Genomic DNA, 13,627 nt, shown 5'->3' with positions numbered 1-13,627 from the left:
GCGATGGTGGTTGGCCCGGCCTTCACCCCGGCCGGGGCCCCCAGCCTAGCCAAGGGCCCGCCCTCCCCGTCCCGATCGGCCCGGGGAGCACTCCCCCGACCAGACCCTGACGTCAGTCGAGGAGGGCGAGGTCGGCCTCGGTGACCATCCGGGTCGACAGGGCGTGCTCGACGAGGCGCGCCTTGCGGTTGCTCGCCAGCTTGCCGGGGCCGCCGTGGAGGCCGCGGGTCCCTGCGTCGGCGAGCTTCTGGCAGACGTTGTCGAGCTTGCGGTTGAACTTCGTGACCGTCCAGCCGAGCCGCTGGGCGGCATCGGCCGAGGAGGGGATCTGCCCGTGCCCGGCGTAGCTGCTCGTGAGGAACCCCTCGCACAGCGCCACGACGAGCAGCTTCTGGTCCGGCGTCATCGAGACCCGGCCGACCGTCGTCTCGGCGGTGGAGTCCTCCCACGCGGAGCGTGGGACCGGGGGCTCGGGCTCGGCGGCGGTCTCGACCGACACGAACGGGGTGTCGGTGAGGAGGATGTCGAAGTCGTAGGTCGTCGGGCCGGCGGTGAACCACACGGTGAACGCCTCCAACGCCAGCGGGATGCGCGCCCCGGGCGAGAGCCACGCCTGGAACAGCCCCTTCTTGTCGGCCACGGTGGCCGTCAGCGTGGACCCGACGTTCGACAGCCACCACAGGTCGTGCTCGCGGTGCAGCTGGAGGAAGACCCGGTGCAGGTAGGGGTTGTCGTCGATCTCGACGTCCGCCACCCGGCCGATGGTCAGCGGTGCGTCGTCGGAGGCGGCGAACTCCTCACCGCAGAAGTCGACGATGGCGCCCATCGGTACATCCCTCCCTGTCGTGCCGGTCGTTGCCGCGGTTCTCCCCGGTGGGCGGGGCGGGCGTGGCGGACCCCGACGCTAGCGTCATCCGGCGCTCTGGCAGCGGATCGCGGACCGAGGGGAGGTCAGGCCGCTCTTGCGCGAGACGGTGACCTGGGCGCAGACGAGCGCCCCGTCGGCCGCCGCCACGGTGTGCCGGGCGGCGTCCTTGACCGTCGTCACCTCCGCGTCGACGACCTCGGACTCGCTGTCGGCGACCCGCACCTGGAAGAAGTCGCCCTCCTCGACGCCGACGTAGTTCCACGTGAAGGTGACCGACCCCGACCCCGACCGGGCGTCGAGCGCCGGCTGCTCCGGGTAGTCGATGGCGCGGGTCGGCGCCCCGCCCTGGGTGCGCACGCTCGCGGTCGGCTGCGCCTCGGGGGTGCCCTCGTCGCGGCCGAGGGCCCAGACGAGCGCTCCCACCAGCCCGACGAGCAGCACCCCGACGACCGCGAGGAGGACGCCGCCGCTGATCGTCGTCGGCGCGTCCTCCTCGTCCTCGGCCTCGACCGGCCGGGCGGGGCGGGGCGGCTCGGGCACCGCGACGGACGTGGGGGTGCGCACCATCGTGCGGTCGTGGTCGAGCTCGGGTCGGCCGGCGGCCGGCAGCGCGGCGACGGCGGTGTTGCCCTCCTCGTCGAGGACGACGACGGGCGTGCGCGGCAGTCGCTGCTCCTGCTCGACCGCCTGGAGCCCGCGGGCGAGCTCGAGCGCGGTCTGCGGGCGGCTGTCGGGCTTCTTCGCCATCGCGTGCGAGAGCAGGCGTTCCAGCGAGACGGGCACGTCGGCGCGACCGGTCGGCGGCACCGGGACGGCCCGGATGCGCGGCATGAGGGCGTACGCGGAGTTGTCGCCGCCGGGCTGCTCGAACGGCGAGCGCCCGACGAGCAGGTGCCACAGCGTGGCCGCGAGCGAGTACACGTCGGAACGGGAGTCGCCGTTGGACTGCCCGTAGAGGACCTCGGGCGGGCTCCACGGCACGGAGACGCCGACGTCCTCGTCGACGTCCTCGGCGTGACCGCCTCGCCCGGCGATGCCGAAGTCGGTGAGCCCGGGCTGGCCGTACTGGCTCACGAGGACGTTGGCCGGCTTGATGTCGCGGTGGATGATGCCGGCCCGGTGCGCGGTCTCGACGGCGCTCGCGAGCTGGATCCCCGTGCGCAGGACCTCCTCGACCGTCATCCGGTCGGTGCGCGAGCGGACCGCGAGGTTCGGCGGCGGGTAGTACTTCATGACGAGGTACGCGCCGCCGTCGGCCGTCTGCTCGCTGCGGAAGACCTGGACGATGTACGGGTGGTCGGCGAGCTGGGCCATCGTGTTCGCCTCGTCGACGAACTGCCGGCGGATGGCGGCCGTGAGCCCCTCGCGCTTGAGGACCTTCACCGCGACGTTCATCCGCGGGGACTGCTGCTCGTAGAGGTAGACGTCGGCGTACCCGCCCGAGCCCAGCGGACGCACGAGCTCCAGCCCCGGGATGTGCGGGGCGTGCTCAGCGCTCACCCCTCGACCTCGTAGGTGAGGGAGACCTCGTCGGCGAGGGTGATGACGGCGCCGGGCTCGATGCCGTGGTCCTCGGTGGGGCGCAGGCGCACCGGTTCCTGGCCGGGCAGGGTCACGGTGGTCCCGTTCGTCGACCCGAGGTCACGGACGAGGACGTGCCAGCCCTCGAGGACGACCTCGGCGTGGTTGCGGCTGATGTCGCGGTCGACACCGCCGACGCGGAGCAGGTGCGGGCGCAGGCTCGGCGGGAGCTCCTCGTTGACGCGCGGGGCCCTCCCGAGGAGGACGCCGCGGTCGAGCGGGACGACCCCGCCGGTGGAGATGCGCAGCACCCCGAGCGAGGGCCGCGCGGTCTGGAACGGCTGCTGCGGCGGGATCTCGCGCCCGCACGTTCGGCACGCGCCGGCGTGCGGGGGCGACGGATGGCCCGCGGGGCACAGCACGGCCAGCACGACCGGGCGGTCGAGGTCGTCGTCGGTGCGGTGCAGGGCGCCGCGGTCGGTGGTGACGTCTGGCGCGGCGTGCTCGTCCGGGACGTCGTGGGCCTCGGGGGCCGGTTCGAGGTCCTGGACGGTCGCCTCCGGGCCGGGCTGCGCGGCCTCGGCCCGGTCGGCGGCCTCATCGGTGGGCCCATCGGAGGACGCGGTGGTGGGCGGCGGTGGCGGGACGACGTCGGCCGGGGGCGGCGGAGGTGTGTGCACCGGCAGCTCGGCGGTCGGCGGGTTGGCCGCCGCCGGCGCTCCCGCGCCGCGACGCCAGGGCACCGACTCGATGAGGCCGCCCTTCGGCGGCGCGCTCGCCGGGACCCGGGCGGCAGGCGGCAGGCCCGCCGAGGCCTCGTCCGGCGGGGGCAGCGTGAGGTCGGGCTGCACCGGCGCCGCGTCCCCCGGAACGTCGTCGTCGTCCTCGTCCTCGTCCTCCGGGACGACATCGTCCGAAAGGGCGATCTGGTCCCGCTCCGGGGCGCCGTCCTCCGGAACGTGATCGGCGGCGTCGACCGGCTCGGACCTGCCCGGCTCGTCCTCCGGGACACGATCGCCCGATTGGTCGATCTCGTCCCGCTCGACGGGCTCGGCCTCCTCTGAAGGCTCGGCCTCCACCGGCGGCTCGGGCGCCGCGGTGGCTGCGACGGCTGGTGCCGGGCGACCGAGGCGGGCCGGGCGGCGCCAGCCACGGGGCACCTCGGGTTCCGGCGCCTCGACCGACACCTCGTCGCCCGCGACCTCGGCCGAGACATCGAGGTCGCGCCACGGCAACCGTCCCTCGGACCCGATCCGCGTGCCGTCGCCGAGGACGACCGACCCGGAGCCGCGCACGACGACCCGCACCGACCCCTCGCCCGGTCCGTCCGACAGCTCGACGGCCGCGAGGTCGGGCGCGCCGGACAGCCCGTGGGCGGTCAGTGCCTCGAGCAGTCCGACGAGGCCGCCGTCCGCGACGGCGGCGGTCAGCACCTCGGCGTGGCGCTCGGCCGCCGCGACGACGGCGTGCACACCCGCCGCGGTGACCTCGATCCACCCGGGGTGCACGACACTGCGCACGCTGGTCACGGGCGGCTCCTGTCGGTCAGGTCCTGAGCAGGCCGGCGCGAGGTGCGGTGTCCGCGTCGTCGTCGCCGTCGCCCTCACCCGAGTCGACGGCCACGACGACCACGGAGACGTTGTCACGCCCCCCGGCCCGCACGGCCGCGCCGACGAGCTGGTCGGCGGCGATCTGGGGATCAGCGTACTTGCGCGCGATGAGCATGATCTCCCGGTCGTCCAGCTCGCCCGAGAGCCCGTCGCTGCAGATGATGAACCGCTCCCCCCGCACCGGGGGCAGCACCCACGTGTCCGGGGACGGCGCCGGGTCGGACCCCAGCGAGCGGGTGATGACGTTGCGCAGCGGGTGCCGGGCCGCCTCGGCGGCGTCGATGACGCCGGCGTCCATGAGCTCGCGGACCTCGGAGTGGTCGCGGGTGACCAGGCTCATCCGGTTGTCGGCGAGCCGGTAGACGCGCGAGTCGCCGATGTTGAACACGACCCAGTGCTCGCGCCCCCCGGCCGTGACGACGGTGAGGCCGGCGACGGTCGTCCCCATCCCCCGCTGCTCCGGGGTACGGGTCTGCGACTCGAGGATGCGCCGGTTCGCCTCGCGCAGGACCTCGGCGACGTCCTCGGGCTGCTGGGCCGGTCGCTCGTGCAGGTGCCGCAGCGCCTCGACGGCGAGCCGGCTCGCGACCTCCCCGGCCGCGTGCCCACCCATCCCGTCGGCGACGGCGAAGACCATGCCCTCGGCGAGGACGCTGTCCTCGTTGTGGTCGCGGACCCTCCCCACGTGCGTCGCCACCCCCGACCGCACCCGGAGCGCGGTGCCCCCCAGGTGGCGGTGGTCCTGGGGCGGGGTCACGCGCCGGCCCCGACGACGATGGTCTCGAGGACGCCCTGGAGGACGTCGTAGTCGTCGTCGACCCCGGAACCCCGCACGCGACCCGTGGCCACGACGAACGGCGCGGCGTCGTCCGACCCGTCCGGCGAGGTCGCGAGGACGACCTCGACGACCGGGCCGCCGGGCTCGTCCCACGACACGTTGCGGGCGGCCCACTCGCGGCCGCCGATCTCGACGACGAACACGGGCTCGACCTCGCTCCCCTCCGGCGCGGACGCCGTGCTGACCTCCTCGACGACCTGCTCAGCGAGCGCGCCGACGGCCGCGCGGTGGGTGCCCACACCGACCTCGATGGGGTCGCCGACGGTCCCGGCGCCGCGGGCGCGCAGCAGGTCCGGGCCGGCGGGCACCGGCTCCCAGCCGTCCGGCACCTCGACGGTGACGGCCGGCGGCGGGGGAGCCTGCGGCCCGGGGAAGGCGAGGACGGGCATAGCGGCTCCTCGGGGACGACGGACGTGACCCCCGAGCCTAACTGCGCCCGCCGCCGCCGTCCGATGGGGAGCACTCCCCCGCCCGGACCCACCACACACCCTTGATCGTTCAACGACCTGATCCACCGGCCGCGGCGTGCCAGACTGCGGGAGGCAGGGACCGATCAGGACCGACGGAAGGCAGGGGCACCATGAGCGAGCCCGGACCGGCGCTCAACGGCGACTGGGAGTTCGACCCGGCGCACACGCGGATCGGGTTCTCGGCACGGCACGCGATGGTGACGACGGTCCGTGGGTCGTTCAACGACGTCGAGGGCCACATCCACGCCGACCTCGACGACATGTCGAACTCGTCGGTCGTCGTCACCCTCAGGTCGGCCAGCGTCGACACGCGCAGCAAGGACCGTGACACCCACCTGCGCAGCGCGGACTTCTTCGACGTCGAGAACTACCCCGAGATCACCTTCGTCAGCACCAGGGTCGAGGAGGTCGACGAGAACGCCTTCGCCGTGACCGGTGAGCTGACGATCCGCGACATCACCCAGGAGCTGATGATCCCCATCGCCCTGACCGGCGTCGAGACCGACGCGTTCGGCGTGCTGCGCGCAGGGTTCGAGGGCACCCGCCGGGTCAACCGGCGCGACTTCGGCCTCGAGTGGAACATGCCGCTCGACTCCGGCGGTGTGCTCGTCTCGGAGAAGATCACCCTCGAGTTCGAGATCTCCGCGACGAAGAAGGACGCGGGCGCGCCGTAGCCGGTTCCGGTGCGATGACCGTCATGAGCGCGACTCGGGCTGGTCCGCCCACCAGGTGAGGAGGCGCTCGGTCGCGGCCTCCCGCCCGATCGGGCCCTCGCTCGTGCGGACCTCCAGCAGGTGCTTGTAGGCGCGGCCGAGGACCGGGCCCGGCGCGATGCCGAGGACGGCGGCGATCTCGTTGCCGTCGAGCTCGGGGCGCAGCGCCTTGACCTGCTCCTGGGCGACGAGCCGCTCGATGCGGGCCTCGAGGTCGTCGTAGGTGGCGGCGAGGCGACGCGCCTTGCGGACGTTGCGGGTCGTGCAGTCGGCGCGGGTCAGCCGGTGCAGGCGGGGCAGGAGGTCGCCGGCGTCGACGACGTAGCGCCGCACCGCCGAGTCGGTCCACTGCCCCTCGCCGTAGCCGTGGAAGCGCAGGTGGAGCTCGACGAGCCGCGCCACGGCCTTGGTCGTCTCCTTGTCGAAGCGCAGCGCCCTGAGCCGGCGGCCCGCCAGCTTGGCCCCGACGACCTCGTGGTGGTGGAAGGAGACCCCGCCACCGTCCTCGAAGCGCCGGGTCGCGGGCTTGCCGATGTCGTGGAGCAGGGCGGCGAGCCGGAGGACGAGGTCGGGGCCGGGCACCGTGTCGGGCGACCCGCCGGGCGGGCCCTCGAGGTCGATCGCCTGCTCGAGCACCGTCATCGAGTGCTCGTACACGTCCTTGTGGCGGTGGTGCTCGTCGACCTCGAGCTGGAGGGCGGGCAGCTCGGGGAGGACGTGGGCCGCGAGCCCGCTCGCGCAGAGCAGCTCGAGCCCGGCGCGAGGGTGCGGCGCGAGGACCAGCTTGACGAGCTCGTCGCGCACCCGCTCGGCCGACACGATGTCGATGGAGGCGGCCATCTCCCGCATCGCGGTCAGCACCTCGGGAGCGGGAACGAGCCCGAGCTGGGCGACGAACCGGGCCGCGCGCATCATCCGCAGCGGGTCGTCGCCGAACGAGACCTCGGGAGCCGTCGGCGTGCGCAGCCGGCCCTCCTCGAGGTCGGTGAGCCCGTCGTGCGGGTCGACGAACGCCAGGTCGGGCAGGCGCAGGGCCATCGCGTTGACGGTGAAGTCGCGCCGGACGAGGTCCTCGTCGAGGGAGTCACCGAAGGCCACGACGGGCTTGCGCGTCCGGCCGTCGTAGGCGTCGGCCCGGTGGGTCGTCACCTCGACGACGGTGTGGCCGCGCCGGGCCCCGATCGTGCCGAAGGCCCGCCCCATGTCCCAGGTCGCCGTGCCCCACGCCTCGAGGACGGCCTCCGTCTCGTCGGGACGGGCGCTCGTCGTGAAGTCGAGGTCGGTGGCGGCCCGCCCGAGGAAGGCGTCGCGGACCGGTCCGCCGACGAGCGCGAGCGAGTGACCCGCCGCCGCGAACCGCTCGCCGAGGTCGGTGAGGACCGGCAGGACCGGCGCGAGCTCGGCGACGGCCTGGCGCAGGCGCGCGGGTGAGGGCTGACGGGTGGGCACGGGGACCAAGCCTAGGCGGCGCGCGCCGGTGCCCCGAAGCCACCGGGTGCCGCAGGGGTCCACTCGTTAGAGTGACCGGATGAGCCACGCCGCGACCGATCCGACGGGGGTCCCGCCGCGGCGGCTGCCCTCGGTGGAGGAGCGCAGCGCCGGCGGGGTGGTCGTCGACGTCCACGAGGGCGAGGCGCGGATCGCGGTCATCGCGCGCCGCAACCGGGCCGGTCGGGTCGAGTGGTGCCTGCCCAAGGGGCACATCGAGGGCGAGGAGACCCTGCCCGAGACCGCCGCCCGCGAGGTGGCCGAGGAGACCGGCATCGAGGGCGTCGTCCTCATCGAGCTCGGCACGATCGACTACTGGTTCGCGGCCGGGGAGCGCCGCATCCACAAGTACGTGCACCACTACCTCCTCGAGGCCGTGGGCGGGCACCTGACGATCGAGAACGACCCGGACCACGAGGCGATCGACGTCGCGTGGCTACCCTTGCGCGAGGCCCACCGCCACCTGACGTTCCCCAACGAGCGCCGCATCGCGCGCCTGGCCTGGCAGCGCCTCGCCGGCGACGCCTGAGCCCCGCTCCCTCCCCCGGAAGACACCGCACCCGATGTCCGAACCCGAGTCGAGCCCGCCCGCGGACGACGGCGCCGACGCCCCGCGCCAGAGCGTGGGCCGTGCCGGGGCGGTCATGGCCGCGGGCACGTTCGTGAGCCGGATCGTCGGCCTCGTCCGCACCGCGATGCTCACCGGCGTCATCGGCACCACGGGGTACGCCGCCGACGGCTTCACCGCGGCGAACACGCTGCCGAACTCCTTCTACATCCTCATCGCGGGCGGCGCGCTCAACGCGATCCTCGTGCCGCAGATCGTCCGGGCGAAGATGCGGCCCGACGGCGACGAGTTCGTCAACCGGATCATCACCCTCGCCCTCGCCGCACTGTTCGGCGCGACCGTCCTCGCGACGCTCCTCGCACCCGTCATCGTGCCGCTGTACTACCGGACGAGCTCGGAGGAGGCGCTCGGCCTCGCGGTCGTCTTCGCCTACATCTGCCTGCCGCAGGTCTTCTTCTACGGGCTGTACACGATCCTCGGCCAGGTCCTCAACGCCAACGGCCGCTTCGCCGGGTACATGTGGGCGCCCGCGCTGGCCAACGTCGTCGCGGTCGCCGGCCTCGTCGCCTTCCTCCAGATGGGCTTCCCCCGCAACGCCGCCCCCGGCGACTGGACCCCGGCGATGATCGCCGTGCTCGGCGGTTCGGCCACCGTCTCGATCGTCGCGCAGGCCGTGTGCCTCGTCATCCCGCTGCGGCGGATGGGGTTCCGGTACCGCCCGGTCTGGGGGGTGCGCGGCGTCGGGCTCGGCGAGGTCAGCAACGTCGCGAAGTGGACCTTCGGCTCGATCGTCGTCAGCCAGCTCGGCTTCCTCGTGACGTCCAACGTCCTCACCCGCGCCACGAGCCTCGGCGAGCAGGCCGGGAACCCGACCGCCGGGCTCGCGGCGTTCAGCCCGGCCCTCCTCCTCGTCATGCTCCCCCACGGCCTCGTCACCGTCTCCCTCGTGACCGCGTTGTACACACGGCTGTCCGAGGCCGCGAGCCGCGACGACCACGAGGCCGTCATGGGGTACCACTCCCAGGGCCTGCGGCTGCCGTCGGTCGTGCTGGTCCCGGGCGTCGTCCTCATCGGCGTCCTCGCGCCGCAGGTCGCGGCGACCTTCTTCTTCACCAACTCCCTCGAGCAGACCCGGGCCATCGCCCTCGTCCTCCAGGGCCTGGTGTGGATGGTGCTGCCGATGGCGTGGACCTACCTCAACGACCGGGTCTTCTACGCCCACCAGATGACGTGGATGTCGTTCCGCATCCAGTGCGTGACGACCGGCCTGTCCTCGCTCGGGGCGCTCGTCGCGTCGCGCCTCGACCCCTCGGTCACGGCGTTCGCGCTGAGCCTGGGCCAGTCGTGCGCGGTCGTCGTGTCGGCGGCGGTCGGCTTCTGGGTGCTGCGCCGGATGCACGGCCGGCTCGGGCTGCGCTCGGTCGCCGCGACCTACCTCAAGCTCCTCGTCCCGGCCGTCGTCACCGCCCTCGCGCTGGCCTGGGCCATCGGCACGCTGCTGCCCTCCTTCGGGCAGCTGCGCGGGGTCGGCGGCCTCCTCACGGGCGGGCTGGTCCTCGGGGTCGCCGCCGTGGTGCAGCTGGCCGTCACGTGGGGTGTCGCGCGGGCCCTCGGAGTCCGCGAGGTCGGAGAGGCCCTGGCCCCCCTGACCCGTCGGCTCCGGCGGTCCTGACCGGTCCCTGTCTACGATGGAGCCCACACCCGCCGGCCGCGGGTGCTGCGCGCGCGTGCGCGCCGACGACGTCGACCGGAAGGAGCAGCGGTGAGGGGTGTGGGACCCGGCACCGTCCTCGGGGGGCGCTACGCCGTCCACCGCAGGCTCGAGCAGCTGCGTGACACCGAACGCTGGTCGGCCGACGACCAGACCCTCGGGCGTCGCGTCTCCGTGCTCGTCATCGCCTCCGACGACCACCGCACGCCGGCCCTGCTCGACGCCGCCCGCCGTGCGGCCTCGGTCTCGCACGTCGTCTTCGCCCGCATCCTCGACGTCGGCACCGACGACGGCGTCGCCTACGTCGTCGAGGAGGACCTCTCCGACGCACGCACCCTCACCGACCTCGTCACCGGTGGCGGCGTCCCGGGCGACGAGGTCCGGCGGATCACCGGGGAGGTCGCAGCCGCCCTCGAGACGGCCCGCCAGCGCGGGATGCACCACCTCGCCCTCGAACCCGACGACGTCCTGCGCACCCCGGAGGGCGACGTCCGCCTCCGTGGCCTCGAGACGGCCGCGGTCCGCGCCGGTGACGACGGCGCCGAGGCCGAGGAGGCCGCCCGGCGCGACGCCGTGGGCGTCGTCGCCCTCGCCTACGCCGGCCTGACCGGCCTGTGGCCGCTCGGGAGCGGTGGGTCCGGCCTCGCCGCCGCCCCGCGCGTGCCCGGCGGGGTGGCTGCCCCGTCCGAGATCGCGGCCGGCGTCCCGCGCGACCTCGACGCCATCTGCCGCCTGACGATCAACGACGACCAGGGGCCGACGAGCCCGGGCGACTACGCGCGCCAGGTCGCCCCATGGCCCTCGCGACAGGTCATCGGGCGCCCGGTGGCGCGGGTCGCCAGCGAGGAGCGGCCCGGGCCGCTCGACGCCGCGGAGGACGACGGCGCGGGTGAGACCGACGGCGTCGACGACGCTGCCCCGGTCGAGGACGTCGTCCCGTTCGCCGGGTCCGCGGGCCCCGCCCTCGACGACCTCCCGGCGTCCAGCGACGGTCCGGGTGCCGGGCCGGTCCCCCCGGCGCCCCTCGACCCGGCCGACGACCCCGAGGCCACGGTCGTGCGCTCGAACCTGCGCGTGCTCGGCGCGGCCGGTGCCGCCGGTGCCGCCGGTGCGGCCGCTGCCGCTGCCGGCGCGGACACCTCCTCCCGCGGACCCGCCGCGTCCGGCGGCCCCACGCACGAGCTGCCCCGCCTCACCCCGGCGTCCGACGTCCCCGGGTCCGGGGCGGAGGACGACGACCGGCCCGAACGGACGCGGGTCATCGACCTCCCGACGGTGGCGCCCGTCCGCCGCCTCCCCGACCGCCGGGACCCCGTCGAGGACGCCGAGGCGGCCGAGCGCGAGGACCGCGACGACGACGAGCGACCCGGAGCCGTCGCGACCGCCGCCTCGGGAGCCGCGGCCGGTGCGGCAGCCGCCGGCGCAGCCGTCGCCGGAGCCCTCGGCACCGTCGGTGAGCGCGTCGGCACGCTGGCCCGTCGCGCCGTCGACAAGGTCTCCGAGCTCTCGCCCGACACCGCCCGCGAGCCGGGTGCCGTCGACGGGCTCGAGGCGCCCGCCCCGCTCGTCCCCGCCGAGCCGCTGACCAAGGACGAGTCCAAGCTGGCCCTCGGCATCGTCGCGGGCTTCCTCGTCCTCGCCCTCGTCATCGGCATCTGGGGGATCTCGCGGATCGGGGCCAACACGGGCAACCTCGGGTTCGGGACCCCCGACTCCTCGAGCACCCCCGCCGCGTCGGGCCCGCCCTCCCCGAGCGCGAGCGCGAGCGGCAGCGCCAGCCCCGCGCCGACCGGCAGCCCGGAGCCCCTCGCCATCCTCAAGGTCGAGCCCTACGACCCCGAGGGCGACGGCGAGGAGAACAACAGCCTCGCGCCCAAGGCCTACGACGGCGACCCGGACGACGCCTGGTACTCCGAGAACTACCGCTCCGACGAGTTCGGCGGCCTGAAGAAGGGGCTCGGCGTCGTCGTCGACCTCGGGCCGAACAAGAAGCCGCAGGGTGTCGAGCTCGTCATCCCGGTGCGCTCCGACCTCGAGGTCTACGTCGGCCCGGAGAACCGGCTCGAGGGCGCCACGAAGATCGGCACGAAGAAGGACGCCCGGGGCAAGGTCACCTTCGCCGTCCCGCCCGAGGTCAGCGGCCAGTACATCGTCATCTGGTACACGAAGGTGTCCGAGGACGACCGGGGCAAGCGCCGGGCGTGGCTGGGCGAGGTCGTCGTCACCGGCTGAGGCCGGCCCCCCGATGACCGACGACCTGCTCGAGCTCAGCGACCGCGACCTCATCGCGCGCCACGTGGCCGGTGACGGCGGCGCCGCGTTCGGTGAGCTGTTCCGCAGGCACCGCGACCGGATGTACGCGGTCGCGCTGCGGACGACCTCCAACCGCGAGCTCGCCGCCGACGCCGTGCAGGAGGCGTTCATCTCCGCCTTCCGCCGCGCCGACGCCTACCGCGGTGAGGCCGCGGTGACGACCTGGCTGCACCGCATCGTCGTCAACGCCTGCCTGGACCGGATCCGCCGCGAGCGGGTCACGGTGCGCCGCGCCGGCGACGTCGCCGAGCTCGACCTCCCGGACCGCCACGACCACCACGCGTCGGTCGAGGCACGTCTCGACGTCCGTGAGGCCCTGGCCCGCCTCCCGGAGGGCCAGCGGATGGCGCTCGTCCTCGTCGACATGCACGGGCTCTCCGTGGCCGAGGCGGCTGCCGTCCTCGGCGTGGCCGAGGGAACCGTGAAGTCCCGGTGCTTCCGCGGGCGCGAGGCCCTCTCCGCCCTGCTCGGGGCGCGCGATGCGCCGGTCTCCGACGGCGCGGAACCCCAGGGGGCCCCGTGACGTCGTACCCGAGGCTCCTCCGCTGCGCGGGGGCGGCCGACACCCGCACCGATCCCCAGCCCGAGGGCACGTCCCGGAGGACCTCGTGAGCCACCCCCACGACGACGACGCCCCCGTCGAGCACGACCCGACGGGCATGCGCGCGCTGCTCGCGGGCCTGCCCGACCCCGGACCCATGCCGGAGGACCTCGTCGAGCGGATCACCGCGGCCCTGGCGGCCGAGGCCGGCGCGGCCGGGATCGCTGCGACCGGGACCGGTGCGACCGGGGCCGGCGCGGCTCCGGCCGGCCCGGGCTCGCCCTCGATGTCGTCGCCGGTCTCCTCCCCCGCCTCCGGACCCCCGGCCGAGGACGAGGGCGCCCGGGTCCTCCCGCTGCGGCGGCGCCCACGGGCCCGTCACCTCGCCGTGGCGGCCGCGGTCGTCGGGGCGATGGGGCTCGGGGGGGTCGCGCTCCAGGTGACCCAGGGCGGCCTCACGGCGGCGTTCGACGCGAACGGCGGGGCCGACTCGGGCGCCGGGCGGGCCGAGTCGCAGGCGGGCGGCGACGCAGGGACCGACACCTCCGGTGGCTCGGCCGCCCTCGCGCCCGCCGCGGGGTCGGGCGAGGTGCTCGTCGTCACCTCGGGACAGTCCTACGAGAGCGCCGACCTCGCCCCGGCGGCCCGTCGCCTCGTGGACGGCTCCGCGGCGCCGCTGCGCGAGCTCGCCGCCGAGGCCCCGGGCATCGGGCCCCTCGGGACCCCGCTCGGGGCCCGGTCGTGCGCCGACGCCCTCGGCATCCCCGCGACGGCCGGTCTCCTCGTCGACCTCGCGGAGGTCGACGGCGCGCCGGCCGCCGTGGTCGTCGCGACGGCCGAGACCGGGCGGACGGTGTGGGCCGTCGACCGCGCCTGCACCACGGGCACCACCGGTCCCATCAGTGGTCCGGTCTCCCTCGACTGAGGTGTCACACCCCGGAACCAGCCGTCCGGACCGGCGGGGCGACAAGGCGTCGGGAACACCG

At 75.0% G+C, this 13,627-nt stretch carries 12 protein-coding genes; 6 read left to right on the top strand and 6 right to left on the bottom strand.

Annotation, left to right across the window (positions count from 1 at the left end):
* Positions 1 to 112: 112 nt before the first annotated feature.
* From ACK8HX_RS05340 to ACK8HX_RS05320, 5 genes are all read right to left on the bottom strand, one after another.
* Complete coding sequence (locus tag ACK8HX_RS05340; RefSeq protein WP_411939626.1) at positions 113 to 826, bottom strand: FHA domain-containing protein; 714 nt, start codon at positions 824 to 826, stop codon at positions 113 to 115.
* Positions 827 to 910: 84 nt separating this feature from the next.
* On the bottom strand, positions 911 to 2,368 hold the full coding sequence (locus ACK8HX_RS05335; protein ID WP_411939625.1) for a serine/threonine-protein kinase: 1,458 nt from the start codon (positions 2,366 to 2,368) through the stop codon (positions 911 to 913).
* Positions 2,365 to 3,918: an FHA domain-containing protein gene (locus ACK8HX_RS05330; protein WP_411939624.1), complete on the bottom strand. Its 1,554-nt coding sequence runs from the start codon at positions 3,916 to 3,918 to the stop codon at positions 2,365 to 2,367. Before ACK8HX_RS05330 ends, ACK8HX_RS05335 begins: the two co-directional genes overlap by 4 nt.
* 16 nt (positions 3,919 to 3,934) lie before the next feature.
* The gene (locus ACK8HX_RS05325) at positions 3,935 to 4,756 is read right to left on the bottom strand and encodes a PP2C family protein-serine/threonine phosphatase (RefSeq protein ID WP_411939623.1); all 822 of its coding nucleotides are present in this window, start codon (positions 4,754 to 4,756) and stop codon (positions 3,935 to 3,937) included.
* Entirely contained in the window at positions 4,753 to 5,226 is a 474-nt protein-coding gene (locus tag ACK8HX_RS05320; RefSeq protein WP_411939622.1) for a hypothetical protein, read from the bottom strand. Before ACK8HX_RS05320 ends, ACK8HX_RS05325 begins: the two co-directional genes overlap by 4 nt.
* A gap of 191 nt (positions 5,227 to 5,417) precedes the next feature.
* Between ACK8HX_RS05320 and ACK8HX_RS05315 the strand changes: the two genes are divergently transcribed.
* The gene (locus ACK8HX_RS05315) at positions 5,418 to 5,981 is read left to right on the top strand and encodes a YceI family protein (RefSeq protein WP_411939621.1); all 564 of its coding nucleotides are present in this window, start codon (positions 5,418 to 5,420) and stop codon (positions 5,979 to 5,981) included.
* Positions 5,982 to 6,002: 21 nt separating this feature from the next.
* Here the strand turns inward: ACK8HX_RS05315 and ACK8HX_RS05310 are convergent, their stop codons facing one another.
* Positions 6,003 to 7,469 (bottom strand): CCA tRNA nucleotidyltransferase, encoded by a 1,467-nt coding sequence (locus tag ACK8HX_RS05310; protein ID WP_411939620.1) that lies wholly within the window; start codon positions 7,467 to 7,469, stop codon positions 6,003 to 6,005.
* 79 nt (positions 7,470 to 7,548) lie between these two features.
* On the opposite strand from ACK8HX_RS05310, the gene ACK8HX_RS05305 reads away from it, so the two are divergent.
* From ACK8HX_RS05305 to ACK8HX_RS05285, 5 genes are all read left to right on the top strand, one after another.
* Positions 7,549 to 8,037 carry an NUDIX hydrolase gene (locus ACK8HX_RS05305; RefSeq protein WP_411939619.1) on the top strand — a complete coding sequence of 163 codons (489 nt, stop codon included), beginning with the start codon at positions 7,549 to 7,551 and terminating at the stop codon, positions 8,035 to 8,037.
* Between the two features lie 34 nt (positions 8,038 to 8,071).
* Positions 8,072 to 9,748 carry a murein biosynthesis integral membrane protein MurJ gene (gene murJ / locus ACK8HX_RS05300; protein ID WP_411939618.1) on the top strand — a complete coding sequence of 559 codons (1,677 nt, stop codon included), beginning with the start codon at positions 8,072 to 8,074 and terminating at the stop codon, positions 9,746 to 9,748.
* Between the two features lie 90 nt (positions 9,749 to 9,838).
* Positions 9,839 to 12,019, top strand: coding sequence for a hypothetical protein (locus ACK8HX_RS05295; RefSeq protein ID WP_411939617.1), 2,181 nt, complete (start codon positions 9,839 to 9,841; stop codon positions 12,017 to 12,019).
* A 13-nt stretch (positions 12,020 to 12,032) separates the two neighbouring features.
* Complete coding sequence (sigM, locus tag ACK8HX_RS05290; protein ID WP_411939616.1) at positions 12,033 to 12,623, top strand: RNA polymerase sigma factor SigM; 591 nt, start codon at positions 12,033 to 12,035, stop codon at positions 12,621 to 12,623.
* Positions 12,624 to 12,708: 85 nt separating this feature from the next.
* Positions 12,709 to 13,566 carry a hypothetical protein gene (locus tag ACK8HX_RS05285; protein WP_411939615.1) on the top strand — a complete coding sequence of 286 codons (858 nt, stop codon included), beginning with the start codon at positions 12,709 to 12,711 and terminating at the stop codon, positions 13,564 to 13,566.
* The last annotated feature ends 61 nt before the right edge of the window (positions 13,567 to 13,627 follow it).

The sequence above is a fragment of the Oryzobacter faecalis genome (assembly GCF_046764005.1).
In the GTDB taxonomy this organism is placed as follows: Bacteria; Actinomycetota; Actinomycetes; order Actinomycetales; family Dermatophilaceae; genus Oryzobacter; species Oryzobacter faecalis.
Note: the sequence above shows the minus strand (reverse complement) of the source record. Positions and strands in the feature narration are given on the sequence as shown.

Excerpts from the sequence above, each read along its gene's own strand:
- ACK8HX_RS05340 (WP_411939626.1), bottom strand. The coding sequence starts at position 826 with ATGGGCGCCATCGTCGACTTCTGCGGTGAGGAGTTCGCCGCCTCCGAC.
- sigM (WP_411939616.1), top strand. The coding sequence starts at position 12,033 with ATGACCGACGACCTGCTCGAGCTCAGCGACCGCGACCTCATCGCGCGC.
- ACK8HX_RS05320 (WP_411939622.1), bottom strand. The coding sequence starts at position 5,226 with ATGCCCGTCCTCGCCTTCCCCGGGCCGCAGGCTCCCCCGCCGCCGGCC.
- ACK8HX_RS05305 (WP_411939619.1), top strand. The coding sequence starts at position 7,549 with ATGAGCCACGCCGCGACCGATCCGACGGGGGTCCCGCCGCGGCGGCTG.
- ACK8HX_RS05315 (WP_411939621.1), top strand. The coding sequence starts at position 5,418 with ATGAGCGAGCCCGGACCGGCGCTCAACGGCGACTGGGAGTTCGACCCG.
- murJ (WP_411939618.1), top strand. The coding sequence starts at position 8,072 with ATGTCCGAACCCGAGTCGAGCCCGCCCGCGGACGACGGCGCCGACGCC.